At 69.6% G+C, this 25878-nt stretch carries 26 protein-coding genes; 6 read left to right on the top strand and 20 right to left on the bottom strand.

What is annotated here, in order from left to right; all coding sequences use genetic code 11:
- Positions 1-2: 2 nt before the first annotated feature.
- Together AD72_RS27780 and AD72_RS27785 are read right to left on the bottom strand one after the other, a co-directional pair.
- Positions 3-2072 carry a prolyl oligopeptidase family serine peptidase gene (locus AD72_RS27780; RefSeq protein ID WP_031469570.1) on the bottom strand — a complete coding sequence of 690 codons (2070 nt, stop codon included), beginning with the start codon at positions 2070-2072 and terminating at the stop codon, positions 3-5.
- A gap of 22 nt (positions 2073-2094) precedes the next feature.
- The gene (locus tag AD72_RS27785; RefSeq protein ID WP_031469571.1) at positions 2095-3378 is read right to left on the bottom strand and encodes an NAD(P)/FAD-dependent oxidoreductase; all 1284 of its coding nucleotides are present in this window, start codon (positions 3376-3378) and stop codon (positions 2095-2097) included.
- A gap of 190 nt (positions 3379-3568) precedes the next feature.
- On the opposite strand from AD72_RS27785, the gene AD72_RS27790 reads away from it, so the two are divergent.
- The gene (locus AD72_RS27790; protein WP_031469572.1) at positions 3569-4195 is read left to right on the top strand and encodes a ClpP family protease; all 627 of its coding nucleotides are present in this window, start codon (positions 3569-3571) and stop codon (positions 4193-4195) included.
- Entirely contained in the window at positions 4192-4782 is a 591-nt protein-coding gene (locus tag AD72_RS27795) for a ClpP family protease (protein ID WP_031469573.1), read from the top strand. Before AD72_RS27790 ends, AD72_RS27795 begins: the two co-directional genes overlap by 4 nt.
- Positions 4783-4795: 13 nt before the next feature.
- On the opposite strand, the gene AD72_RS27800 is transcribed toward AD72_RS27795, so the two are convergent.
- The 5 genes from AD72_RS27800 to AD72_RS27820 form a co-directional block, all read right to left on the bottom strand.
- Entirely contained in the window at positions 4796-5158 is a 363-nt protein-coding gene (locus tag AD72_RS27800; RefSeq protein ID WP_031469574.1) for a helix-turn-helix domain-containing protein, read from the bottom strand.
- Positions 5159-5223: 65 nt separating this feature from the next.
- The gene (locus AD72_RS27805; RefSeq protein WP_037347530.1) at positions 5224-6660 is read right to left on the bottom strand and encodes an amino acid permease; all 1437 of its coding nucleotides are present in this window, start codon (positions 6658-6660) and stop codon (positions 5224-5226) included.
- A gap of 69 nt (positions 6661-6729) precedes the next feature.
- Positions 6730-7707, bottom strand: coding sequence for a quinone oxidoreductase family protein (locus AD72_RS27810; protein WP_037347531.1), 978 nt, complete (start codon positions 7705-7707; stop codon positions 6730-6732).
- Positions 7704-8681, bottom strand: coding sequence for a serine/threonine dehydratase (locus AD72_RS27815; protein ID WP_031469577.1), 978 nt, complete (start codon positions 8679-8681; stop codon positions 7704-7706). Before AD72_RS27815 ends, AD72_RS27810 begins: the two co-directional genes overlap by 4 nt.
- A complete protein-coding gene (locus tag AD72_RS27820; RefSeq protein ID WP_051899093.1) occupies positions 8671-9060 on the bottom strand; it encodes a RidA family protein in 390 nt (129 codons plus the stop codon). Before AD72_RS27820 ends, AD72_RS27815 begins: the two co-directional genes overlap by 11 nt.
- A gap of 106 nt (positions 9061-9166) precedes the next feature.
- Here AD72_RS27820 and AD72_RS27825 point away from each other — a divergent pair, with 106 nt between their 5' ends.
- Entirely contained in the window at positions 9167-10090 is a 924-nt protein-coding gene (locus tag AD72_RS27825) for a LysR family transcriptional regulator (RefSeq protein WP_063890808.1), read from the top strand.
- A 43-nt stretch (positions 10091-10133) separates the two neighbouring features.
- Entirely contained in the window at positions 10134-10565 is a 432-nt protein-coding gene (locus AD72_RS27830) for a nitroreductase family deazaflavin-dependent oxidoreductase (protein ID WP_031469580.1), read from the top strand.
- A gap of 38 nt (positions 10566-10603) precedes the next feature.
- Here AD72_RS27830 and AD72_RS27835 read toward each other — a convergent pair whose 3' ends face one another.
- From AD72_RS27835 to AD72_RS27875, 9 genes are all read right to left on the bottom strand, one after another.
- Positions 10604-11980, bottom strand: a complete 1377-nt coding sequence (locus AD72_RS27835) for an MATE family efflux transporter (RefSeq protein WP_031469581.1) — start codon at positions 11978-11980, stop codon at positions 10604-10606.
- Between the two features lie 4 nt (positions 11981-11984).
- Entirely contained in the window at positions 11985-12773 is a 789-nt protein-coding gene (locus AD72_RS27840) for a class I SAM-dependent methyltransferase (protein ID WP_031469582.1), read from the bottom strand.
- Between the two features lie 32 nt (positions 12774-12805).
- Complete coding sequence (locus tag AD72_RS27845) at positions 12806-13603, bottom strand: class I SAM-dependent methyltransferase (RefSeq protein ID WP_037347533.1); 798 nt, start codon at positions 13601-13603, stop codon at positions 12806-12808.
- A gap of 46 nt (positions 13604-13649) precedes the next feature.
- The gene (locus AD72_RS27850) at positions 13650-14633 is read right to left on the bottom strand and encodes an ABC transporter substrate-binding protein (RefSeq protein WP_197285095.1); all 984 of its coding nucleotides are present in this window, start codon (positions 14631-14633) and stop codon (positions 13650-13652) included.
- 25 nt (positions 14634-14658) lie between these two features.
- A complete protein-coding gene (locus AD72_RS27855) occupies positions 14659-15450 on the bottom strand; it encodes an ABC transporter ATP-binding protein (protein ID WP_031469585.1) in 792 nt (263 codons plus the stop codon).
- A gap of 25 nt (positions 15451-15475) precedes the next feature.
- Positions 15476-16573 (bottom strand): FecCD family ABC transporter permease, encoded by a 1098-nt coding sequence (locus AD72_RS27860; protein ID WP_031469586.1) that lies wholly within the window; start codon positions 16571-16573, stop codon positions 15476-15478.
- A 108-nt stretch (positions 16574-16681) separates the two neighbouring features.
- The gene (prpB, locus tag AD72_RS27865; RefSeq protein ID WP_031469587.1) at positions 16682-17575 is read right to left on the bottom strand and encodes a methylisocitrate lyase; all 894 of its coding nucleotides are present in this window, start codon (positions 17573-17575) and stop codon (positions 16682-16684) included.
- Between the two features lie 29 nt (positions 17576-17604).
- Positions 17605-18972, bottom strand: a complete 1368-nt coding sequence (locus tag AD72_RS27870; RefSeq protein ID WP_031469588.1) for an MFS transporter — start codon at positions 18970-18972, stop codon at positions 17605-17607.
- Positions 18969-19763: an amidohydrolase family protein gene (locus AD72_RS27875; RefSeq protein ID WP_037347536.1), complete on the bottom strand. Its 795-nt coding sequence runs from the start codon at positions 19761-19763 to the stop codon at positions 18969-18971. The genes AD72_RS27870 and AD72_RS27875 overlap by 4 nt, the downstream gene beginning before the upstream one ends.
- 71 nt (positions 19764-19834) lie before the next feature.
- On the opposite strand from AD72_RS27875, the gene AD72_RS27880 reads away from it, so the two are divergent.
- Positions 19835-20722 carry a LysR family transcriptional regulator gene (locus AD72_RS27880; protein ID WP_031469590.1) on the top strand — a complete coding sequence of 296 codons (888 nt, stop codon included), beginning with the start codon at positions 19835-19837 and terminating at the stop codon, positions 20720-20722.
- Positions 20723-20739: 17 nt separating this feature from the next.
- Here the strand turns inward: AD72_RS27880 and AD72_RS27885 are convergent, their stop codons facing one another.
- Genes AD72_RS27885 through AD72_RS27895 form a run of 3 tightly spaced genes read right to left on the bottom strand, consistent with a single transcriptional unit; the run spans position 20740 to position 23885 of the window.
- Entirely contained in the window at positions 20740-21564 is an 825-nt protein-coding gene (locus tag AD72_RS27885; protein ID WP_031469591.1) for an HTD2 family dehydratase, read from the bottom strand.
- Positions 21561-22721, bottom strand: coding sequence for a CaiB/BaiF CoA transferase family protein (locus AD72_RS27890; RefSeq protein ID WP_031469592.1), 1161 nt, complete (start codon positions 22719-22721; stop codon positions 21561-21563). The genes AD72_RS27885 and AD72_RS27890 overlap by 4 nt, the downstream gene beginning before the upstream one ends.
- 12 nt (positions 22722-22733) lie before the next feature.
- Positions 22734-23885, bottom strand: coding sequence for an acyl-CoA dehydrogenase family protein (locus AD72_RS27895; RefSeq protein WP_031469593.1), 1152 nt, complete (start codon positions 23883-23885; stop codon positions 22734-22736).
- A gap of 45 nt (positions 23886-23930) precedes the next feature.
- Here AD72_RS27895 and AD72_RS27900 point away from each other — a divergent pair, with 45 nt between their 5' ends.
- Positions 23931-24914 carry a LysR family transcriptional regulator gene (locus AD72_RS27900; RefSeq protein WP_231644994.1) on the top strand — a complete coding sequence of 328 codons (984 nt, stop codon included), beginning with the start codon at positions 23931-23933 and terminating at the stop codon, positions 24912-24914.
- A 22-nt stretch (positions 24915-24936) separates the two neighbouring features.
- On the opposite strand, the gene AD72_RS27905 is transcribed toward AD72_RS27900, so the two are convergent.
- Entirely contained in the window at positions 24937-25821 is an 885-nt protein-coding gene (locus AD72_RS27905; RefSeq protein WP_031469595.1) for a polysaccharide deacetylase family protein, read from the bottom strand.
- Positions 25822-25878 lie beyond the last annotated feature (57 nt).

A 25878-nucleotide genomic window follows, 5' to 3' on the forward strand; every position in this document is an offset into this window, starting at 1 on the left:
GATCAGTCCGGTGGGGTCAGGCCGAGGACTTTCGCCAGGAAGGCCAGCGACTCGGTCTCCTGGGTGAGCAGCAATTCCCGGTCGGTGGCCCAGCCGTGCCCGGAATCGCGCCAGATGTGCAGCAGCACCGGCGAGTCCCCCGCGGTGGCGGCCTGCATGCGGGCGGCGAACTTGCGCGCGTGCCACGGCGGACAGCGCGGATCGGTGTGCCCCGCCTCGATGAACACCGCCGGATAGTCCACGCCCTCACGCACCAGATGATAGGGCGAGAACCCGGCGAGGCGGCGGATCTCCTCGGGATCGTCCACCCGCGCGAAATCCGAGTCGATCACCCACCGGTCGTAGCCGTCCCGGCAGGCGCCGATGAGGTCGAGCAGCGGCACCCGCGGCACGACCGCGCGGAACAGGTTCGGCCGCTGCGTCGCACCCACCCCGGCCAGCAGTCCGCCGTTCGAGGCACCGGAGAGCGCGAGCAGGTTCGGGCTGGTGACCCGGGTGGCGATCAGGTCCTCGGCGATCGCGTACAGGTCCGCGTACCCGTTCTGCTTACCCCGCATACGGCCCTGTTCCCACCAGTCCCGGCCCAGTTCCCCGCCACCGCGCAGATGCGTGTGCACGAACACCCCGCCGGAGGCGACGAATGCCGCCATGGCACCGGGAAACTGGGGCAGCCAGGGCGCGCCGAACGCGCCGTAACCCCACAACAGTGCCGGGCGTGGCCGGTTCAGCGCGAGATCGCGGCGCCGCACCAGGTGATAGGGCACCCTGGTGCCGTCCGGCGAGGTGGACCAGCCGTCCTCGACCACGCAGTTCTCCAACCGGGTGGCGGGTTCGCGCAGGGTCTCCAGCACGGTGGTGCCCGGCCGATGCCGGTAGGTACCCCAGGAACTGGTCAGTGTGCTGAACGAGAACACCAGCTGGTCCTCGGGTACCGGGCCGAGGATGTTCATGATGGCGAACGGCAGCTCGCCGAGCGCGCCGTTGCCGGGCAGCGCCACCGTTCCCCGCGGGGTACCCTCCCGGTCCACGATGCGCAGCCCCGCGTAGGTGTCGAGGAACTCGTGCACGTAGAGCACATCCCCGACCGGGCGCACCGCCCGCACCACCGCCTCGGACTCGGGCACGACCGTGCGCCAGGTGCCCGGATCGTTCGGGTCCGGGCTGTCCAGGCCGACCGCCACCACCCGGCCGCGCGGCGCCCCGGCGTCGGTGACCGCGATCCATTCCTCGCCGAGCAGGAAACCCGCGAGGTTCAGCGCGGGATCGGTGACGAACGGCCGCCAGTGCGGCGCGCCCGGATCGGTCAGTTCCGCCACCGCCACCGGAACGGGATCGAAGAGTCCCTGCACCGCGACGAGACGCCGCCCGTCGGCCGAGGCGAGCACGGCGCGGTAATCGTCCCCGGGCAGCCACGGCACCTCGATGTCCACAGTGGAGGGTGTACCGCGGCGCAGGTGCAGCACGATCCGGTGTGCCGCGCTGACCGGGTCCGCATCGGTCGCGGTGAAGTAGAACCCGGAGGAGTCCGGCAGCCATTTCGCTCCGCCGGTCCAGCTGTCCTTGAGGGGCTGCGGCGGCGGATCCGGGAGCAGCGCGCCGGTTTCGGTGTCCACCAGGCGGATCGTGTTGCGCTCACTGCCATCCGTGCACACCCCGACGGCGAGCACGCGGCCATCGGGTGCGGGCGAGATCCAGGACGGGAACGGCGGTTTCGCCGGGTTCTCCGTCCCGGGGTCGAACAGCACCCGCCCCTCGCCGTAGGGTTCCCCGGACATCAGGACGCTGGGCCGCTCGGCCCCGGGAACCGCCTCGATCCGGAACCAGTACCCACCCGCGAACGCCGGTACCGAGCCGAACCGCTCGCTGTCGTACCGTTCCACCAGTTCGCGCATCCGCTCGAAGTGCGGCCAGTCCCGCACATAGGCGGCCGCCGCCGCGCCCTGCGCGTCCTGCCAGCGGTTCACCTCCGCGGTGTCGGCCTCCAGCCACCGGTAGGGGTCGGGGAACCGCACCCCGGCCGCCTCATCGGTTTCCGTGCCGATGCGTGTCTCCGGAATCTCGGTATCACTCATTCGTCCGGTGCTCCTCACCTGATCAACCCATGACCGTGCCGGAGTTCTCCGCGTTGTACGGGCGTTTCCGGGAGAACGCGGAGAGGTCGAGCACGCGGCCGGTGTGTTCGCCGGTGAACCGCACCGGATTCGTGTCGTGATCGATGCCCCGCTCGGTCTGCTCGATGATCGCCGCCAGGAATTTCCCCACCACCGGCGCGTTCTTGAACTGGTTCCCGCTGGTGCCCATGGCCACGTAGTACCCGCCGAGGTCCGTGCGGTCGTAGATCGGTGTCCAGTCCGCGGCCACGTCGTAGACCCCCACCACCCCGCGGGCCCGGTTCGGCACCGCCAGCTCCGGGAACCGCCGCGCCGCGCGGGTCGCCTGCGCCTCGAACACCGCCATCGTGGGGTGCGGGTGCACACCGTCCGGATCATCGGCCCAGTCGAAGGGATCGCATTCCGGCTCGGTGCCGCCGACCAGCAGCCCGCCGCCGGACTCGCCGCGCATATAGGTGCCCAGATCCATGTCCGCGACCGCGATCCCGATCCCGTCGCCCCGCGGGGCCCGCAGGTGCGCGACCTCCTGGCGCATCGGGCGGGTGCGCACCGTGAACTCCGAACCCACCCCGGCGAGTTCGTTGATCCGCCCGGACCACGGGCCCGCCGCGTTCACAACCACCGCGCACGGGAGCACGGTCCCGTCGGTGAGCGTCACCGCCCGCACCCGGTCCCCGGCCCGGGCGATGGCGCGGACCTCGGCGTGGAACCGGAACTCGGCCCCGTGCGCGCGTGCGGCATCGGCCAGGTTCCGCGCGGCCAGCTGCGGGTCGGTCACGAATCCCGCGTCCGGGGTGTAGACCGCGCCGAGCGTTTCCGTTGCCTCGTCCCAGAACCGGTCCTCGGTGATCGGTTTCGGTGGCCAGTACCGGCCCGCGTCGATTCCCGGGATCCGCTCGCGCAGTTCGGCGGCGGACCACTGCTCGTACGGCACCCCGACCTCGTCGAAGTACGGCAGATACGCCGAACGCGGTGCCGCGTCGACATCCAGCATCGCGAGCCCACAGCGTTCGAACCGGGCCAGCTCCCCCACTTCGGCGCCCAGATGCCCGGCCCAGTCCTGCCAGCCGAACCGTGCCTCCCACGCCGCGGAAACCCCCACCAGCGTGGAGAAATTGAACCGCACCACCGCGCTCGAGGCCCCCGTGGAACCGTGCCCCGCATCGCCTGCCTTGTCGAGCACGGTCACCCGCATGTCCCGGCGGGCGAGCTCCAGTGCGATCGAGGCGCCGAGCACCCCGGCACCGATCACCACCACATCCGTCATCGAATCCGGCCTCCTTCCCACCGGGAGAGCATGCCCGCCGCGGGAAAGCGCCACCATTGCCCGGATGTCGCACAACACCGCCGCACGACACGACATCCGTCGACCACCCGAGCCTCGCGCTGCCGAGAGCTGTTCTGCTGAGGGCAGCAAAGCGGGCGCAGGCATGCCGGACGAAGGCATCGTCTGCGGTATGACGGAAAACGAGAAGCAGCCGCTGTTCGATCACCGGATGCGCGAACGGTTCTTCAGCCAGCGCGTGCTCGTGCTCGACGGTGTGCTCGACGATGACAACGGAACCGTGCTCGCCACCCAGTTGCTGTCCCTGGCCAGCGAGGATCCCCGCCGGGACGTCGCGCTGTGGATCCACTCACCGGGTGGCTCGGTTCCGGCGATGCTCGCGATCCGGGACGTGATGCGGATCGTGCCCTGTGACGTGTCCACCCTGGTGCTCGGCGTCGCCTACAGCGCGGGCCAGTTCCTGCTCTCCGCGGGAACCCCGGGGAAACGCTTCGCCCTCCCACATTCCCGGGTGCTGATGCACCAGGGTTCGGCGGGGATCGGCGGATCGGCGGTGGAGATCGAGGTACAGGCCGACGATCTGCGGCACACCAGGGACACGGTGCTCGGGCTCATCGCCGAGGACACCGGGCAACCACTGGAGCGTGTCTTCTCCGACTCGCTGCACGATCGCTGGTACACCGCCGGACAGGCCCGCGAGTACGGCTTCATCGATCACATCGTCGAGGACCTCGGCCAGGTGGTGCCGGTGCGCACCCATCAGCTGGGCCTCGGCTCGACGGCGGGAGCGAACGCATGAGCACCTACACCATCCCCAATGTCATCACCCGGGGCGCGGGTGGCGAGCGGATCACCGATATCTACTCGCACCTGCTCTCGGCGCGCATCGTCTACCTCGGCACCGCGATCGATTCCGGGGTGGCGAACGCGCTGATCGCCCAGCTGCTCTATCTCGAGGAGGACAACCCGGAGCTGGAGATCAACCTCTACATCAACTCCGAGGGCGGTGATCCTTCCGCGATGCTCGCGCTCTACGACACCATGCGTTACATCAAGGCTCCGGTGGCCACCACCTGCGTCGGTCAGGCCGTGGCGGCCAGTGCGGTACTGCTCGCGGCCGGGGAATCCGGGCACCGCCGGGTACTGCCGCACACCCGGGTGGTGCTCCACCAGCCCGCCGCACAGGGCCGCGGCGCGATCCCGGATCTCATCCTGCAGGCCGACGAGGTCGTGCGGGTGCGCGCGCAGATGGAGGAGATCCTTTCGGCGCACACCGGGCACGAGATCGCCGAACTGCGCCGGGACACCGACCGGGACCGGGTCTTCGACGCGGCGGGTGCGGTCGGCTACGGCCTCGCCGACCACGTCCTGGACCATCGCCCCTGAGCCGGGGATCGGATCAGGCGGCCATGAGCACGGGGCCCGCGGGCCGGTTCGCGGGAACGGGTCCCGTGCTCCGCTGCCGATGCACGTCCCCGACGATGCCGGTGAGCAGGCCGGTGAGGTCGATCCCGAGGGCGCCGGTGACCGCGGCGATCATCTCGCTCGAGGGCTCCTTGCGGCCGCGTTCGATCTCGGAGAGGTACTGCGGCGAGATCCCGGCACGCTCCGCGATGTCCACCAGGCGGCAGCCGTGTTCCTCCCTGGTCGCCCGGAGGCGCTGACCGAGTACCTCGCGCCACAGCGGTTCCGGCTCGTCCTCGTGCGTCCGGTCGCCCGACCGCTGGTTGCGATGCCGCTGGAACGAGAGGATGTCCGCCATTCCGCCATCCTGGCACCCGGAGGCCCTGCAGGGCAGTGGTTCCGCTCCCAGCGAACCGCGCGCCCTCACGAGCTGCCCCGTTCCCCGGGAACCGGTGCGGCGAGTCCGGGTCCGCCGTCCGCTGCCCGTCCGTTCCGGCGACCGGCCCGCCACAGTTTGACCTGGTACGCGCCCAGGATCACCGCCACGGTCAGCAGGCTCAGCAGGAACTCCGCCCGGGTGCCGGGCAGCACCGCCATGCCGAGGATCACCGCGCCCAGCGCGAGGATCGTGCACCGGCTCAGCCACGGGTAACCCCACATCCGCAACGGGATCCCGGCGCCCTCCCGTTCCAGGGCCCGGCGCATCCGCAACTGGGTCACCGCGACCATGAGGTACACGAACATCGCGATCGCGCCGTAGGAATTGACGATGAACGGGAAGACCAGATCCGGGGAGAAATACGCGAAGATCACCGCCACGAACCCGAGGACCGTACCGGCCAGGATCGCCCTGCGCGGCACCCCACCGCGGCCGAGCCTGGTCAGCCCGCGCGGCGCGTCTCCGTTGCGGGTCAGCGCGAACAGCATCCGCGATCCGGTGTAGAGGGAGGAATTCAGGCAGGACAGCACCGCCACCAGGATGATCGCGTTCATGATCGTCTCCCCGCCGGGGATGTGCAGCGCGCCGAGCACCGCGGCGTAGGGACTGGCGAGGGTGCCCGCCGAATCCCACGGCAGCACGGTGATCACCACGAGGATCGAGCCGACGAAGAAGGTGAGCACCCGGACGAGGATGGTGCTCATCGCACGGGAGACGGCGCGCACCGGATCGGCCGATTCCGCGGCGGCGATGGTGACGATCTCCATGCCGCTGTAGAACGCCACGCACGGCACGATCGCGGCCACGATCGGCAGGATCCCGTTCGGGGCGAAACCGCCGTGCGCGACCAGATTCCCGAATCCGGGGCGAGCGTCCGGCCAGGCCCCGCACAGATAGAGCACACCGAGCGCCAGGAACGCGAGGATCGCGAGCACCTTGATCGAGGAGAACCAGTACTCGAATTCGCCGTACGAACGCGCGGAAACCAGATTGGTCGCGGTCAGCAGGCCCATCAGGACCAGGCAGATCAGCCACAGCGGCAGTTGCGGCAGCCAGACCTGCACGATCCGGCCGCCCGCCACCGCTTCGAGGCCGACGACGACAACGTAGAAGTACCAGTACATCCAGCCGACCGCGAACCCGGCGCGGTCGCCGAGCGCCTCGCGTGCGTGCACGTAGAACGCGCCGACGGCCGGTCTCGCCGTGGCCATCTCCGCGAGCATCCGCATGACGAGCACCATCAGCGCGCCGGCGATGAGGAACGCGATGATGGCGGCCGGGCCGGTGTCGTGGATGACGACGCCGCTACCCGCGAACAGGCCGGCGCCGATGACGCCGCCGAGAGCGATCAGGTTGACATGGCGGCGTTTCAGGCCGCGGCGCAGTCCGCCGGATGGATCGGATCGGGGCTCGGTGTGCACGTCTCCTCCTTCCATCGCGCGTGCCCGGGTGGCTCGCGCGGGGACACGTGGGGATGAGCGAATGACCGGTCAGGGAGTGACGACCACCTTTCCCGCGCCCGCACGGCCGTGGGACCGCCAGGCCTGGACGGCCTCGTCCAGGCCGAAGCTGGTCACCGGAAGGCCGACCGTGCCGGTGAGCGCCGCGGCGCAGAGTGCCCCGTATCCGGCCCTGCGGACCGCGGCTGGGGTGGCGAGGATGCTGAAGCCACGGATGTCGAGCTGTTTGCCGCGCAGCGCCGCGCTCGTCAGGCTGCTCTCCGGCCCGGCGGACTGGCCGAGCTGGACCAGCCGGGCGCCCGGGGCAGCGGCCTGGATCGCCGCCGCTGCCGGGATTCCCCAGAGCGGATCGATGATCAGGTCCGGTCCACCGCCTTCGAAGGCCGCGCGAAACCGTTCCGCGAGCACCGATTCCGCGGCCTTGTCACCGAGTTCGACCGTCTCGTCCGCACCGGTCTCGTACAGCTCGCCGAGCGTGGACCCGGTGCGCCCCGCCGCGACCACGCGGGCCGCTCCGGTGAGCCGGGCCGCCTGCAGGGCCACTCGCCCGACCGCGCCCGTGGCACCGAGCACCAGCACCCGGTCGGCAGGGCGGATCTCGCCCCGCCAGGTGGTGGCCAGCCAGCCGGTGAGCCCGGCCTGCCCGAGTGCCCCGGCCTGTGCCGGTTCCAGCCCGCTCAGGACCGGTTCCACCTGTGCATCGGAGACGAGGGCGTACTCGGCGGTCCCGCCGTCGCGCGCGGTTCCGGCACCGCCGCCGCCCGCCCAGACGGTGATCCCGGCGGGCCACTCATCGCTTTCGAGTACTTCGCCGATCACCTCGTTGCCCGGAACGTACGGGTACGGCGGGTGCCCCGCGTAGAAGGTCCCGGCGGCCACCGCGAAGTCGATCGGGTTCAGCGGGGCGGCCAGCGTGCGGACCAGTGTCGTGCCCGGAACCCGTTGCGGCACCGGCCGTTCCGCGATCCTGGGCGGCTCGCCGGGAGCGTCGAGGAGGAGCGCTTTCATGTGTCGTCTCCCATCAGGATTTCGATATCGAGGTTGCCGCCACAGCTCAGTACGCCGACCCGCTCCCCTGCGGCGGGAACGTAGACACCACTGGTGAGCGCGGCCAACGCGGTCGCACCGCCGCCCTCCAGCCCGATCCGGAGCCGGTCCCAGGCCAGCCGCTGCGCCGCCCGGATGGCCTCGTCACTGACCTCGACGTGCCGCACCGCGTGCCGCCGCGCGGCACCGAAGGCGATCGAGCCGATACGCCGCGGTCCGAGGGAATCCACCGCCGCCCCGGAAACCGCCACCTCCACCGGTGCGCCCGCGGCCAGTGCGGCGCCGAGGCACCGGCAGTTCGCGGGTTCCACCGCCACGACCCGGACCGGGGTGCCGCGCACCCAGGCCAGTGCGCCCGCGAGCAGTCCGCCCCCGCCGACCGGGACGAGCAGGGTGTCCAGTCCTTCGGTGTCCGCGCAGATCTCGGCGGTGACCGTGCCCGCCCCCGCGATCGTCAGCAGCTGGTCGAAGGGGTGCACCAGCCGCGCGTCGTGGTCCCGCGCGAACCGCCGGGCGTGGGTCAGGGACTCGTCATAGGCCTTGCCGATCACGGTCAGCTCCGCGCCGTATTCGAGCAGCCGCCGTCGTTTGACCTCCGGACAGGTACCGGGCACGAACACCGCCGCGGGCACGCCGATCTCGCGCGCCGCCCAGGCGAGTGCCTGACCGTGGTTGCCACCGCTGGCCGCACACACCCCGCCGGATGGCACCGGTTCGGCGAGCACACTGTTCAGCGCGCCGCGCGCCTTGAACGCGCCGGTGTGCTGCATCGATTCGAGCTTCAGCCAGAATTCGCCGACACCTGCCCCGAACCCGCCCGCCTCGATGTGCAGCGTCGGGGTGCGGCGGACCCGGCCGCCGAGCCGAACCCGCGCGGATTCGATGTCCTCCCGGGTGAGCACGGGGACCGTGGCGGTCCCGGGGTCAGTGTGCATCGGCGGCGACCGCCTGGATCTCGATCTTCGCCCCGAACGGCAGCGCACCCGCCTGGAAGGTGAACCGCGCCGGTGCCCCGGCGACGTCCGGGAACTGTTCGCGCCACCAGGCGTTCACGGCGGCGTAGTCCTCGATATCGGCGAGCACGATCTGCACGAACACGATCGCCGCCGCGGAGTGCCCCGCGGCCCCGGCGATGGCGAGGATGTTGGCCCAGGCCCGGTCGGCCTCCTCGGTCAAGGTGCCCGCGATGTAGCGGCCGTCCGCGTCGAGTGCGGGCATCCCGCTGATGAAGCAGGTCGTGCCGGACTGCACGGCGAGGCTGAACGGGAATCCGCTCGGCAGACCGGTCCCGCTCGTGGTGCGGGTGATGGCCATGAACCCTCCTTGGGTCGGTCGGTGTTTTCGGACAGCTACCAATGTGGCCGCCGGACACCTCGAGGTCTATTGAAGACTTTTGAGCTAATGCGTAAGGTCTGCTGATGTGTTCGAGATTCGGCGACTGCAGATGCTCGCGGAGCTGCAACGGCTCGGCACGATGGCCGCGGTCGCCACGGAGCTGCACCTGACCGCGCCCGCCGTGTCGATGCAGATCGCCGCGCTGGAGCGGGAGGTCGGCCTCCGGCTCACCGAACGACAGGGCAGGCGGGTGGTACTCACCCCGGCCGGGCAGGTGCTCGCCCAGCACGGGCGGGACATCGCCGACCTGGTCAGCGTCGCCGAGATGGAGGTCGAGACGCTGCGCGAGGGCACATCCGGCACCTACCGGATCGCCGCCTTCCCCAGTGCGGCGCGCTCCTATGTGGCGCAGACCTGGCGCCAGCTGCGCGAGGATGCCGGGGCGGGGCCCGAGCTGCGGCTGCGCGAGCTCGAACCGCAGGCCGCCACCGCCGCGTTGGCCTCGGGCGAGACGGATATCGCGATCACGCACGCCTATTCCAACGCCCCCGCGGACTCGGCGCCCGGTCTGATGGTCACCGCGCTGACCACCGAGGAGGTACTGCTGGCCACCACGGCCGATTCCGGACCGGCGGGGCCCGCCCGGCTGGATGAGCACGCCAAGAGCGACTGGGTGGTTCCGCAGTCCGATCTGGCCTGCGCGGAGATGGTCCGGCGCGCCTGCGGGAGCGCGGGTTTCGAACCGGTGGTCGTCGCCGAGGCCACCGACTTCGCCGTGCAGCTCGGGCTGGTGGCCGCGGGCCTCTGCGTCGCGCTGGTCCCCCGCCTCGCCGCGGATTCGGTGCCCCGGGGAGTGCGGCTGCGCGCGCTGGAGCAGCCCGTCCGGCGGCACCACTTCGCGGTCACCCGCCGGTCCTCGCGCGGTGATCCGGGCATCGGCCGGGTACTCGAGCTGCTCGAGCGCAATGCGGACGGCCTGGCCAGGGAACACCCCGACGCCCGGCGCTGAACCGGCCGGGAATAGTAGCGGCCCGGAGCGTGTTGGCCACGGCATGTCAGACGAAACCGTTGAGCTGAGCCCCACGGACTGGGTACAGGACCAGACGAAGAAGATCCTCGAGACCGGAACCACCGAGGGAATCGAGATCCTCGGATCCCCGATCGTGCTGCTGACGCTGCGCGGCGCGAAGTCCGGCAAGCTGCGCTACACGCCGCTGATGCGGGTGGAGCACGAGGGCAAGTACGCGGCCGTCGCCTCCAAGGGCGGTGCCCCGGAACACCCCACCTGGTACTACAACATCAAGGCGCATCCCGAGTTCCCGCTGCAGGACGGCACCGTGACGCGGACCTACGTGGCGCGCGAGATCGAGGGCGCCGAATACGACGAGTGGTGGGAGCGCGCGGTCGCCGCCTACCCGTCCTACGCCGACTACCGCAAGAAGACCGACCGGCGTATCCCGGTGTTCCTGCTCGAACCGAAGTGATCCTCCCGGTCGGCGGCGGAGGTCCCGCCGCCGACCGGCTACCGTTGCGGGACCTCCGCCCGGGTGAACCGCACGAGCAGCTGTACCGCGGTGGCCCCGAATCCGAGGCAGAGCCCCACCCAGACCCCGGCTGCCGCCCAGCCGAACACATAGGCGCACAGCAGCATCCCCGGCACCCCCACGCCCCAGTAGCCGACCAGGCTGCTGCGGAATCCGGCCTTGGTGTCGTCGAGCCCGCGCATCAACCCGACCGCGATGTTCTGCCCGCCCTTGGTGATCTGCTGGATGATGCCGAGCAGCAGCAGGGTCGTCGCCGTGCCGAACACGACGGTGTCGTTCGAGCCGAGGAACAGGCCGAGCACCGATCGCGGGGCGAGCAGGTAGACCGCGGCGAGCACCAGCTGCAGTGCCCCGGCGAGCGCGAAGGCCCGGTACGCGATCCGGCGGGGCTCCGCCCGGTCGCCACGCCCGACCGAACGGCTGACCAGGATCGAGGCGCCCTGGGAGATCCCGATGCTGAACTGGTACACGATGTAGGTGATCTGGTTGACCAGGTTGTGCGCGGCCAGTGCGACCGGTCCGAAGTTCCCCATCACCAGGGTGGCCACCGAGGTGATGCCCGCCTCGGAACCATAGGTGAGACAGGCCGGGGTGCCGAGCCGGACGATCTCGGCCACCCGCTGCCGCTCGGCGCGCCAGCCGCGCAGCGAGAGCGCGGGCCTCAGGTGCGGATCGCGGCGCACGATCAGCAGGTAGGCCAGGAAACTCAGCAACTGGACCAGCGCGGTGGCCAGGCCGATCCCGGTCACCCCGATGATGGGGAGGCCGAGCCAGCCGTAGAGGAAACCGCCGTCCAGGACCAGGTTCACCCCGATCGAGGCGATCGTGACCCCGAGCAGCGAACCGGCCCGGTGCATGCCGACCGCGAACTGCCGCAGCACCTGCAGCCACAGCATCGGGATCAGCCCGGGTGCCAGGGCGGCCATCATCGGGAACGCGACCGCCACCACATCCGCGGACTGGCCGAACCACGGCAGGACACAGCCGATCCCGATGACCGCCCCGGCGGCCAGTGCACCGACCACCGTGGCCACCGCGAACGAGGCCCGCACCACGCCGCGGACCTCCTCGTGCACCGCCCGCTCCCCGTTCGCAGCACCGGATTCGTGCCTGCCGAGCGTCCCGGCGACGAGATTGCCCGCCGGGGTGACCATGCCGACCGTCATGGTGCGGATCTGGTTGTAGAGCAGCGCGGCCAGTCCGCCCGCGGCGACCGCCCTGACCCCGAGTGTGCCCATCATGGCGATATCGGTGGTGGTCAGGGCGACCTGGGCCAGCTGCACCCCGGTCAGCCGGGTGCCGAGCGCGAGCAACGGGCGGAATCCGTTGCGTGGCGCGGTTTCCGTCACGGTCACGCCGTCACTCCCCAGGTGGCGGGACCGCCCGGCCGGTCGCGCCGCCGTAGATCGCGGTGACATACAGCATCGATCCCTCGAGCTCGGTCGGTGTCATCTCGGTGTTGTCGTACATCTCGATGTCACGAAAACCGTGCGAGGTGAGATAGCGCTCCAGCTCCATCGGGAACAACAACCGGTAGCGCGCCAGGTCCTCCTCGGTCGCCCCTTCCGGCAACGACCAGGTCCGGTGCCTGGTCAGGATCTGGTTGCGGCGGTCCACCGTGAACGAGGCCTGACCGGTCGCCTTGAAACCCTCCAGATCGATGGAGAAATCCCTGCGCGAACCCAGACCGTGCAAATCCCCGATGGGATTGTGCGTGTCGAACACCAGCAACGTCCCGGGTTTCGCGTGCGCTTCGAAGGTGCCCATCGCCTTGGCGATATCGCTGCAGGAGTGCACATTCTCGATCACCCAGCCGAGACAGGTGATCACATCGAACCTGCCGCCCACCCGCACATCCCGGATGTCCCCCACCTCGAACCGCATGTCCGGGTACTGCTCCCGGGCGTAGGAAACCATCGCCTCCTGATAATCCACACCGGTGCAGTCATAACCCTGATCCCGCAGATACGCGAGCTTGAAAGCCGTCCCGCAGCCGATATCGAGAATCGAACTCGGCGGCTCCTTGCCATTGCGCACCAGCAGGGCATGACACATCTTCTTCAGCTGGTCACCCGTCTCCGCGTAGCGGAACACATAATCGTAGAGTTCGGGATTCCGATAGAGATAATTCGTGAGTTTCGGGTCCACGCCTGATTCCCTCGGTGTCGGTGAGCCGGACGCTAAGCCGCGGCCAGGAAGATCTTGCGGTGAAAGTCCTGCCAGATCACGGCGAATTCGGTGAAGCCGGCGGCGTTGAGTGCCGACTCGTGACTTTCCAGGGTGGTGCCCTCCGGCCGATCCGAACCGGAGAACAAGCGGCCACGGGCCGGTGCGAGCACCCGATCACGTTCGGCGAAGGCCTCGCCCAGTTCGGGCACCGCGCGCATGGCCTCCCACCAGTCCTGCCAGGCCTCGCTACCCGCGGCAAGGGCACGGTCCTGGCGGGCACGGTCGATCGCCCTGGCCGCCGCCGCGTAGCCGGATGCGGGACTGGACAACGGGAATCCGTCGAAGTTCAGGAAAATCCCGCCCGGGCGCAGCAGCCCGGCTAGGGATTCGTAGAGCTCGGTGAGCGCGTCCGGGGTGAGCCAGTGCAGCGCCGTCGAGGAGAGCACCGCATCGAACCGCCGCTGCGCCAGCCGATCGGTCCAGTCCGGCTCGCGCAGATCGGCCGTGACCCAGCGCAGGCGTCCGCCCATATCACCGAGCGCGCCCCGGCCCACGGTCTGCAGCACCGGATCCAGATCCACCGCGACACTGCTCACGTTCTCCCGGTGCTCCAGCAGGCGTTTGCTGAGCGAACCAGGGCCCGCGGCCAGGTCCAGGACCACGATCTCCTCGGGAAGCAGCGCGTCGAGTACCGACAGCATCGCCTCGAATCCGCGTTCCCTTCCCGGGACGTAGACGCTCTGTTGCGCATCCCAGCGCTCGAGCAGATCCGTCCACACCAGGGCCGGGAGTGTTTCGGTGAAGGTCATGCATTCTCCATGAGGTTGTCGTTGTTCGGCAATGGTGCTCGGCGCGCTAGTGCTGCCGGGGCATGTTCCGGGCCATGTTCTCCAGACCGTTCACCGACAGGGTGCCTTGGGACGAGTACTCGTAAGGCTGGACGAACAGCGCGTTGTTGCGCGCCGCGGCCAGATTCGAGGCTCCCGGAAGGGCGAGGAACTTCTTCCTGGCCGCTTCCGCGGTGTCGCTGTACGAGAGAATCATGAGGACATCGGGATTGCGCGCGGCGATCTCCTCCATGTTCGCCTCGAACACCCGGCTGTCCGCGTTCCCGAACACATCCTTGGCGCCGAGCGCGGCGAGCTGGGTGTGCGCCATCGAACGGCGGCCGTATGCTTCGAGGGAATTGTCGAACACGATCACCGCGGCCGCGGTCTTTCCGCGCAGCGGTGCGGTCGAGGTGGCTCGTTCGATCCGCTCTCGCATGCTCCCGGCCGCGGCGGAGGCCTGCGGTTCGGTGCCCAGCAACCGGCCGTAGAGCCGCAGATCGCTGAACACATCCGCGAAGTCCGCGGTGCCGTCGCTGGCCCCGGGCGCGTGGTTCGAGCCGCAGTTCCCGCGCAGGCTGAGCATCGGGATCCCCACCGCCTCCAGGGATTCCGGGGTGATCGACTCACTGACCGAGCCCACGACCAGATCCGGCTGCATGGCGATCAGGTTCTCCCTGGTGAGTTCACCACCCGAGCCCAGCTGCGGAACCTTGCGCACCGCGGACCGGATCTCCGAGGTGTACGGGGCGCTCTTCATCCCCGCATCGTCCCGGCCGACCAGTTTTCCCGCGGCACCGGCCGAGTACAGCGACGTCACCTCCGAAGGGCCGAGCGCGACCACCCGTTCCGGTTTGCGCTCGATCTGCACTCGGTGACCGCAGTTCTGGACCGTAGTGGGAAAACCGTTCCCAGTGCCCGGCGAACGGCCCGCGGAATCACCGGCACCGCAACCACTCAGCACGAGCACGGCTACCGAGGCCGCACCGGCGACCTTCATTCCGGATCGCACAACGTCTTCCTTTCCTCGCCGGCCATCAGGCCCGCGGTGTCGCCTCGTAGTCCGGTTTCCCGGCATGCGGCCGGAAACCGAGTTGAATACAGTCCGGTTCCTCGAACCGCCGCACGGCCACCCCATAGACCGGTTCGAGTACCTCCGGGCGGAGCACGGTGTCCGGCTCACCCGAGGACACCACCCGGCCACCGTCGAGCAGCACCAGCCGATCGCAGTACCGCGCGGCCAGGTTGAGGTCGTGCAGCACCACGACGGTGGTGATCGCCAAGGTCCGCACCAGGGCCAGAATCTCGTGCTGGTAACGGATGTCGAGGTGGTTGGTCGGCTCGTCCAGCAGCAGATGGTCGGCTTCCTGCGCCAGCGCGCGGGCGATCAGCACCCGTTGTTTCTCGCCGCCCGACAGGGTGTTGAAGGACCGTTCCGCGAGCTCCCGGGCGCCCACCCGGTACAGCGCCGCAGCGGCCTTCCGGTGATCCTCCCGGCTGTAGGACTGGAAAACCGAGCGCAGCGGTGCGCGCCCGAGCAGCACCATGTCCACCACCGTCAGTGGCAGTTCGGGCGCGCTTTCCTGGGCGACGACCGCGATCCGCCGGGCGAGTTCGATCGGCCGCAGTTGCGCCACGGGTGTTCCGTCCACCTCCACCCGGCCGGATCCCGGTCGCAGCGCCGCGTAGAGGGTCCGGAGCAAGGTCGTCTTGCCGCTGCCGTTCGGCCCGATCAGCCCGATCATGGCGCCGTCCCCCGCGGTCGCCGTGACCTCGTCGAGCACCGGGGTTTCCGCGTAGGCGAAGGACACCCGCTCAGCCGTGATCACCGCACAGTCCCCTTTCCCTTGCCGCTCATACATTTCCCGCATAGAACCGGCGGACCAGTACCGCCAGGAAGGGCGCGCCGACCACCGCGGTCACGATGCCCAGCGGTAGTTCTCGCGGGGCGAAGGCCACCCGCGCGAACACGTCCGCCCACGCCAGGAATATCGCGCCGATCAGCGCGGCCACCGGGAAAACCCGCCGATGTGCCCCGCCGACGCAGAGCCGCGCGATGTGCGGTACCACCAGGCCCACGAACCCGATTCCCCCGGCGACCGCGACAACGGCGCCCACGCACAGCGAGACCAGGGCCAGCGAGAGCGCCCGGAACCGGTCCGGTGAGACTCCCAGGGTGCGCGCGCTGTCGTCGCCGACCGCCAAGGCGTCGAACCGGCGCGCCCACAGCACGAGCAGGATCAGCGCGGCCAGTACCACGACGACCGCGATCCCGATCGACGACCACTGCGCCCTGGCCAGTGAACCCAGCAACCAGAACAGCACCGCGCGCGCACCATCCGGGGCATCCGAGAGGAAGATCAGGAAGCTGGTCACCGCGGAGAGCACGAAGCCGATCGTCACCCCCGCCAGCAGCAGCCGGATCGAGGTGATCCGTCCCCCGACCCTGGCGAGCAGGAAAAGCAGGGCGGTCGCCGCGGCACCGCCGATGAAGGCACTCCCGGTCAGGCCCGCCGCCCCCATGCCGCCGCCGACCCCGAACAGGATCGTCGCGGCCGCCCCGGTGGATGCCCCCGAGGTCACACCCAGAATGTAGGGATCGGCGAGCACATTACGCACCAGGGCCTGCAGCGCGACACCGGTCATGCCGAGCCCGGCTCCGACCGCGATCCCGAGCAGCACCCGCGGAATGCGCACCAGCCAGACGATCGTGTCCGCCGACCCGGGCCAGTCCGGCACCGCGGGCAGGCCGGACAGATGGTGCCCGACGATCCGGAGCACGGTGCCCGGCGGAACACCCACCGGTCCGATCCCGACCGCCACCGGAATCGTACCGAGCAGGATCAGCGAAAGACCGCCAAGCCAGGTGAGAGTGTGCCGCCGTCGCCGCGCGTGTTCCAGGTCATCACCTGCACCACCCCACGCGATGGGCGACGACCGATACTGCGACATGCGACCCCCAGGCTCGACTGAAGATGACAATCATTTTCAGTAAGCCTACACGAGCGTGCTGGGGTGCGCGCAACACCCATCGGGTGCCGCGCTGCGCGGACCGTCGGCTCAGACGGTGAAGTCGTACACGCCCGAATCGAACTGGCTGTACGACTCGTAGTCGAGCAGTTCGTAGAGCCGGGCGCGGGTCTGCATCTGGGGCACAAGGGACTCCAGCGTGCCGTGTTCGGTGATCGTGTCCAGCGCGCGTTCGGCGCCGCCCATGGCCAGCCGCAGCAGGGAGACCGGGAAGATCACCAGGTTGACGCCGACCTCGGCGAGGGCCGCGGTGCTGAACAGCTCGCTCTTGCCGAACTCGGTCATATTGGCCAGGATCGGCACATCCACGGCCGCGCGCATGGCGGCGAACTCCTCCAGATCCGTCATCGCCTCGGGGAAGATCGCGTCCGCCCCCGCGTCGGCATAGGCCTTCGCGCGTTCGATCGCCTCGTCCATTCCGGACACCCCGCGTGCATCGGTGCGCGCCATGATCAGGAAGTTCGGATCACGGCGGGCTTGCACCGCGGCGCGGATCCGCTGTACCGCGTCCGCGAGGGGCACCACGTGTTTCCCGTCCAGGTGCCCGCATCGCTTGGGATTGACCTGATCCTCGAGATGGATCCCGGCCACCCCGGCATCCTCCATGCACTGCACCGTGCGCGCCACGTTCATCGCCTCACCGAATCCGGTGTCCGCGTCCACGAGCACCGGGAGCTCGGTGACCCTGGCGACCTGCCCGGCCCGCCCGGCGACCTCGGTCAGCGTGGTCAGCCCGATGTCCGGGAGCCCGAGATCGGCGGCGATCACCGAACCGGAGAGATAGACCCCCTCCATCCCCTTGTCCTGGATCAGTTTCGCGGAAAGCGGGTTGAACGCACCGGGCAACCGGAGCAGTTCGCCGCCGCGCAGCCGTTCGCGGAACGCGGCCCGCTTCTGCGCCGGGGTTTTCGTGGAGTGCAACATGGACAGTCCTCCCTGATTGACGAACCGGGTCACGATACGGGTTCGGGTTCCGCGAGCCGTTCGAGGCTGCGGGTGCTGGTGTCGACGGCGAGCAGCGCGGCGAACAGTGCGCAGGCCAGCCAGCTCGCTCCGGCGATCACGATCAGATACGGCCCCGCCGCCTCGACCCCGAGCGCGGCGATGATCGCCGAAGCGGCCAGCGGCGCGAGAAAACCGCCGAGCCTGCTGATCGAGAACGAGGTTCCGGCACCGCGGGCGCGGAGCTCGGTCGGATAGATCTCGGCCTCATAGGTGTGCAGCAAGGGGCCGTCGATGAAGATCAGCATGGAGGTCAGGAATCCGCACAGCACGACGAGCCAGTCCGTGCCCGCGAAGTAGAACCCGATGCCGACGCCCACATTGAGCGTGTAGAACGCGGCCATGCCCCATTTGCGCGGTATCCGGTCGGTGATGAACGAGGACAGCAGTGTGCCGACCGGATACGAGAGCTGGATCAGCGCGGTGTAGCCGACCGCGTGCACCAGATCGTAGCCGCGCGCGTAGAGCATCACCGGAACGAAGGTGGTGAATCCGTAGGAGCCGAATCCCTGGCAGAGCTCGATCAGCCAGGCGCTCAGCGTCCTGCGCAGATAGGCGGGTTTGAGCAGGGTCGTCGTCGAGACGGCGCGGGCCTCGGGAACCGCGGGCGGCGCCGCCGGTTCGGGAAGCCGTTCAGCACCGGTCCCGCGCGCTACCGCGGACTCGATCCGCCGCAGCACCGCCTCCGCTTCGGCATGACGGCCCCTGCGTTCGAGCCAGCGCGGCGATTCCGGGACCCAGAGCCGGAGCCCGATGGTGAGCAGCGCACCCGCCGCGGCGATCAGCAGCCCGATCCGGAATCCGCCGGATACCTCGGCCATCGCCGCCGCGATCAGCCCACCCGTGGTGCCGCCGAGGAAGCCGATCGCCAGCATCAGCGAGCTGAGCCGACCTCGGCGCGCGGAGGGGGCGAGCTCTTGTACGTAGGTCACCGAGAGCGGGATCTCCGCACCGGTTCCGATACCGGCCACGAAAATCGCCAGCAACAGCAGGAAGTTCACCGGAACCAGCGCGGCCACACAGGCACCGATCGCGAGCACCGCGAGATTGAGCGTGAACGCCCGGGCGCGGCCGATCCGGTCGGCGATCCGGCCCAGCAGCACCGCACCGATGAAGGTGCCGAGGAACAGCGCGGTCGGGATCTGGGTCGCCAGCTGCTCCTGGTGCGCCGCCTTCACGAATGCCGAGGACAGCGGCCCGATCGAATAGAGCATGTAGGTGTCCCAGAAGACCCCGAGGCTGATCAGCACCAAACAGGCCCACAGAAACCGGGAGGCGGGCAGCCGGTCCAGCCTGCCCGCGGCGTTCGGCGCGCTCATCCGGCCGCCGCCAATCCGAACAGCCGCGCCGGATTGTCCGCCAGCACGGCCCGGCGCAGGTGTTCCTCGGGAACCCATTCGCCCAGCCAGTCCACTGTGGAGGAATACCCGAAGCCCTCGTGTTCGTGGCTGACCCACGGCCAGTCACTGCCCCACAGCAGGCGATCGGGCCGGTGCGCCAGCAGTTCCGCGGCCCGATCCGCGGCCACCGCGCGGTTCGGCAGCCGATACGGCGCGGAGAGCTTCACCCAGGTGTCGCCGCCCGCGACCGCCTCGAGCACGAAGCCCAGGTCCGCGTCCAGTCCGAAATGGTCCAGCACGAGCACTCCACCGGCCGCGAGCACGCTCGCCCCGAGCGCGGGGATCCGGTCCGCCTCGGCGAGCAGTTCCAGATGCAACCCGGTGGCCGCCGCCTTCTCGGCCAGGGTCCGCAGTCCGGTTTCCGGACGGCCGATCAGATTGCAGCGGATCCCGCGCACCCCGGAGCGGGCGAGCCGTTGCAGCTCCACCACGCTCGTCTCCGGCCCGGCCGTGATCGTGCCGAGCAACCGGGATTCCCCTTGTGCCAGGGCGTCCAGCAACACCGTGTTGTCCTCGCCGTAGAAACTCGGGGCGGTGAGCACCGCGTGCGAGAGCCCTTGCGCGTCCAGCAGGCCGAACAGCTCGGGCACCGTGGTGTCCCTGCTCGGCGCGGAATGCCGGTCGGCGGCCAGGCTCGCGTTCACCCGCAGGATGTGCACGTGGGTGTCCACCCCGGTGACGGCGGGACCATGCTTCGACGCTGAATTCACGTCCCCGATGCTAGGCAACGAGCCCGTTCACGTTGATCAGTTATCCACGTCATTTCTGATAAGTTTCCCTTATGCTGGATATCACGCCGCGTCAGCTGGAGGCGTTCGTCTGGATCGTCCGGCTCGGCACCTTCCGCGCGGCGGCCGAACGCCTCGGGCTCAGCCAGCCCGCCATCTCGTTGCGCATCCGCCAGCTGGAGACCGCCGCCGGTACCGCGCTGTTCCACCGGCGGGGCACCGCGGTCGGGCTCACCGCGGACGGGACGCTGCTGCTGCACTACGCGGAACGCGAGCTCGCCCTGCTCGAGGAACTCGGGCAGCGGCTGCGCGCCGGCGATCCGTGGCAGGGAACACTGCGCCTCGGTTCCTCGGACCTGTTCGCCATGACCTGCCTGCCGAGGGTGCTCGAACGGCTGGAACGCAGTCACCCCGAGGTCAATGTGCGCCTCACCGCCTCGTCCAGCGTCGCACTGGCCCGCATGCTCGACCGGGGCGAGCTGGACCTCGCGTTCATGAGCAACGCCGAACCGAGCGAGCACGTGCGCGTCGAGGAACTCGGCAACACCGCGCTGACCATCGTCAGCAACGGGAACCGCGGACTCCCCGAGCGGATCGCACCGGAAGACCTTGCCGGGCAGCGGATCCTGATCAATCCGCCGCCCTCGGCCATCCACGGGATAGTGGCGCGCTGGTTCGGCGAGGCGGACATTCCGCTGCCCAACTTCAGCACCTGCAACAGCCTCCCGGTCACCAGCGGACTGGTCGCGGCCGGTGGCGGGATCGGTTTCCTCCCGCACTGGCTGGTGCGCGCCGACCTGGAGGCGGGAATCCTCACCGCGCACCGGCCGCGCACGCCGCTGCGGGACCTGCGCCTGTCCCTCGCGCACAGCAGGACCACACCGCAGGTGATCGTGGATTTCCTGCGCAGCGCGGGCCGCCGGGCCTTGCGCGACCAGTAGCGTTTCCCCCGGCGGAGTCAGCGGTGCAGCGGGCGGAGCCTGCCGCTCGCGGTCTGCCGCCCGTGGATGTCCCGGACCGCGCTGACCGTCTCTCCCGGCTCTCCGGGAACCGCGCTGACCACCATGCCCTGATGGTCGAACAGCGGGGAGACGAGCCGGTAGTCGAACGCGGTGTGCGCAGAGGGCCCGCCGTCGCGGGCCTTCTCGGCCATGACGATCGCCTGCAGCGGGCCGTGGGTGAGCAGTCCCGGATAGCCCTCGACGTCCCGGCAGTAGTCGCGGTCGTAGTGGATGCGGTGCGCGTTGTAGGTGAGCGCGGAGAAACGGAACAGCAGCACCGGCGAGACATCGACCGCCCACTCCCCCGGCGCCACGGGCACGGTGGAATCCGGTTCCCCGGTCGTGGCACCCCGTTCCGGGATCGGCCGGTACACGATGTCCTGTTCCTCGTCCACGATCAGCCGACCGGCCTGCTCGATCCGGTGCCCGACAACCACGAAGGTCAGCGGACCGGAGCGCCCCTGTTTCTCCTCGACCGACAGGATTCTGGTGCGCCGGTTCGCGTGCTCACCGCAGCGCAGCTCGCCGTGCTGGCGCACTCGGCCACCCGCCCACATCCGCCGCTGCCCTGGTTTCGGTGGCGCGGGCACGGTGTTGCGCGCCGGATGCCCGTCCGGGCCGAGGTCCGACTGTGCCGGGTGGTCGAGCAGGTAGATCCAGTGCCACAGCAGCGGAATTCCCGCGCCACCGGCCAGATCGGGCACCGGAACGCCGAGCAGCGCGCCGAGAGCCTGGGCCGGTCCGGGCATCAGGAGTTCTTCTCGCTCAACGGTTTCACTCATCGTGCCGACTCCCCGGCTTGCTGTGGGCCGAAATCGGCGCGCACCGATTCGTTGTGCGCGCCGAGCGCCGGGACCGGGCGCATGGGCGGTTCCCCGGTGTCCGATTCCACCGGAGGGAGCATGGCGCGGACCGGACCCTCCGGGGTGTCCACCTGGCGCCAGCGGTCCCGCGCCCGCAGTTGCGGATGTTCCAGGAGCTCGTCCGGGGTGCGCAGGGTGGCATTGGCGATTCCCGCGCGCTCCAGCAGTTCCACGGCCTGTTCCGCGGTGTATCCGGCGAACACCGACTCGATGACCGCGGTCAGTTCGGCATCGTTCGCCACCCGGTCCACATTGGACCGGAACCGCGGATCCCCGGCCAGTTCGGGACGCTCGAGCACGGTGTGGCACAGCGCGGACCATTCCCGGTCGTTCTGGATACCGAGGAACACCGTCCCCTCGCCGGTGCGATACGGGCCATAGGGCGAGATCGAGGGATGCTTCGCCCCGGTTCGCCGCGACGGTGTTCCGCTGTAGTGCGCGAAGGAGGCGGGCTGGCTCATCCATTCGCCGAGCGCGTCGAGCATCGCGATCCGCAGTGTGGCGCCCCGCCCGGTGCGCTCACGTTCGTAGAGCGCGGTCAGGATGCCGCTGTAGCCGTACATCCCGGTGGCGATGTCGGCGATGGAGAACCCGGCCTTCGACGGTAACTCCGGTGTTCCGGTGGCCATCACCAGTCCGGCCTCGCACTGCACGAGCAGGTCGTAGGCCTTCTTGCTGCGGTAGGGGCCTTCGGGGCCGTAGCCGGACATCGAGCAGTGGATCAGTTCGGGCCGGGAGGCGCGCAGCGTGACCGCGTCGAGTCCGAGACGGTCGGCCGCGCCCGGGGCGAGGTTCTGCACGAACACGTCCGCCTCGGCGAGGATCCGCATCAGGACCGCCCGGTCCGCGGGGTCCTTGATGTTGAGCTCGACGCTTTCCTTGCCGCGGTTGAGCCAGACGAAGTAGCTGGACTGTCCGTGCACGGCGCGGTCGTAGCCGCGGGCGAAGTCGCCCGCGGCCGGGCGTTCGACCTTGATGACGCGCGCCCCGAGATCGGCGAGCTGGCGGGTGGCGAACGGGGCGGCCACCGCCTGTTCGAGTGCGAGGACGGTGATACCGCTCAGCGGTCCGGACATGCCGTGCCCCCTTCAGATGCGGTGGCGCTTGATCAGCTGCCGGGCGATGACATTGCGCTGGATCTCGTTGGTGCCCTCACCGACGATCATCAGCGGCGCATCCCGGAAGTAGCGTTCCACGTCGAACTCGGTGGAATAGCCGTAGCCGCCGTGGATGCGCACCGCGTTGAGCGCGACCTCCATCGCCGTCTCCGAGGCGAACAGCTTCGCCATCCCGGCCTCCAGATCGGCGCGCTCCCCGGAGTCGTAACGGCGCGCCGCGTGCTGCACGAGCTGGCGCGCGGCCTCCAGTTTGGTGGCCATGTCCGCCAGGTAGTTGCCGATCGACTGGTGCTGCCAGATCGGCTGCCCGAAGCTCTCCCGCTCCTGGGCGTAGCGCAGCGCGTCGTTCAGCGCCGCCTGGCCGACTCCGAGCGCGCGGGAGGCGACCTGGATACGGCCGATCTCCAGGCCGCGCATCATCTGCGCGAAACCACGGCCCTCCGTGCCGCCGAGCAACGCGTCCGCCGGGACCCGGACATCGTCGAAGGACAGCTCGCAGCTCTCCACGCCCTTGTAGCCGAGCTTGGGCAGATCGCGGGAGACCTGGAAACCAGGCCCTTTCTCGAGAAGCAGGATGCTCACCCCCTTGTGCGGGGGGTCGGCGTCCGGATCGGTCTTGCACAGCAGCGCCACCAGCTGCGAGCGGCGCGCGTTGGTGATCCAGGTCTTCGCGCCGTTCACCACGTACTGCTCGCCTTCACGGCGCGCCACCGTGCGCATCGCCTGCAGATCGGAGCCGCCACCGGGTTCGGTCAGCGCCATGGTGGCCCGGATCTCGCCGGTCGCCATCCGCGGCAGGTACCTGTCCTGCTGCTCTTTGGTGCCGAAGGCCAGCAGCAGCTTCGCCACCACGGTGTGCCCGCCCATCGAACCGGCCAGGCTCATCCAGCCGCGCGCCAGCTCCTCGGTGACCGCCGCATAGCACTGCGCCGAGACCGCGGCCTCGCCCCAGGGTTCCGGGATCGCGAGCCCGAAGATGCCCATCTCCTTCATCTGTTCGATGAGCTTCTCCGGATACGTGTTGCTGTGGTCCAGTTCCTGTGCGACCGGTTTCACCTCCCGATCGACGAACTCGCCGACCAGCGCGACGATCGCGTTTTCCTCCTCCTCGAGCCCGTCCATCGGGTGCCCTCCCATTCCTCGTTCTCGATTCCATCATGGATTACTATGACCCGAGCTGAGAAATACCTTTTCCTGATGGAGATATGCGCGGTTGCGATGGACCTCAAACAGCTCAACGCACTGGTGACCGTCGCGGAGGCGGGCAGCGTGACCCGCGCCGCCGAACTGCTGCACCTGGTCCAGCCCGCGGTGACCCGGCAGATCAAGGCACTCGAGGACGAGCTCGGCGTCCCGTTGTTCGACCGCACCCGCACCGGCATGCGCACCACCGAGGCAGGGAGCGCCCTGGTGGAGCGGGCCCGCCGGGCGCTGACCGAACTCGATCGCGCTCGCGCCGAGCTCGCCCCCACACCCGGAGTCGTGACCGGGATCGTCACCCTCGGCCTGTTGGAGAGTACCGCCGAACTGCTCGCCGAACCGCTCGTCGCACGCCTCAGCCAGGACCATCCCGGGATCGAACTGCGGCTGCAGACCGCCTATTCGGGACACCTGCAGCGCTGGCTGGACGAGGGCGATCTCGATCTGAGCCTGCAGTACAACATCACCGGTTCACCCTCGCTGAACGTGACCCAACTGGTCCGCGAACAGCTCTGGATCGCCGCGCCCGCACCGGCAGGGCTGCGCCGGGATCGCCCGGTGCCGTTCGCCGAAGCCGCGGCGCACCCACTGGTCCTGCCGACGACCGGGCACGGGCTGCGCACCCTGATCGACGGCGGTGCCCGGCGGGCAGGCCTCGCCCTGGACGGCACGGTGAGCACGAATTCCATGGCACTGCAGAAGAAACTCGCGCAGGCCGGGCACGGCTGGACCATCCTGCCCGCCGTCGGGCTCACCGGGGAGATCGCCACCGGGCTGCTGTGCGCCGCGCCGCTGACCGAGCCGGAGGTGTGGCGCACGGTCGTGCTGGCCATGCCCCGCACCGGGCGGGTACCGGCCGCGGTGGACATCGTCGCGCGCGAGGTCGCCAGCCAGATCGGTATCGCCGTCACCGATCAGCGCTGGCCCGCGGCCGAACTGGTATCCGATTAGCCCGTCACAGCCTGTTAGCCCGTCACAGCCCGGAGACGTACTCGGCGACCTGGGCGTGCGTGCCGAACCACACGCCTTCGTGCGCGCCGATGTGCTCCAGCAGCTCGGTCAGGATCGCGATCCGGGACCGGTGCCCGATGATGTGCGGGTGCATGGTCAGCTGGAACACCCCGCCTTCGGCATAGGCCAGGTCGAACTCGTCGCGCCACAGCGAGAGCACCCCGCGCGGCGGCGTATAAGGCCGTAGCGCGCTGAACCGCTCCATGTTGAAGTACACCGCGTCATCGCGGATCCACTCGACCGGCAGTTCCACGATCCCGGTGGGTTCGCCCTCGGCGAGGATCTCGTAGCAGTCGTCGTCGGCCATCAGCGAGGAGTCGTAGGCCAGCCCGAGTTCCCGGGTGATCGCCAGGGTGTGCGGGGAGAAATCCCAGGACGGGGTGCGCACACCGGACGGGCGCATCCCGGAGACCTTCTCCAGCGTGTCCATGGCCCGCAACGCCAGTTCGCGTTCGATTCCGGGTGGCAGCACCGTGTTCCGCTCGTGGATCCAGCCGTGCAGCGCGATCTCGTGCCCGGCGTCCACATAGGCCTTGGCCTCGTTCTCGTGCAGCAGCGCGGAAACGGCGGGCATGAAGAACGTCGCCGGCGCCCGGAACCGGTCCAGCAGCCGCATGATCCGCGGCACACCGACCCGGGCTCCGTACTCACCCTGGGACAGCTTGCCCGGGGACACCTCGCCGTCGCGCAGCATCGGCGTCTCGTGGTCGGCATCGAAGGACAGGGCCACCGCGACCTTGGCGCCACCCGGCCAGGAATCCGGCACCAGCGGACGTCCGGCCCGCACCTTCTCCACATGCCCGCGCCAGGTCGGCTCGTCCCACTGCCACGGTTCCAGCTCGCTCATACTCTCCTCCGTTGCTGTTCTGCGATACGATACGACGTGCCACATTGTAGTCCGACC

This window comes from Sciscionella sediminilitoris, from assembly GCF_000737195.2.
Classification (GTDB): Bacteria; Actinomycetota; Actinomycetes; order Mycobacteriales; family Pseudonocardiaceae; genus Sciscionella; species Sciscionella sediminilitoris.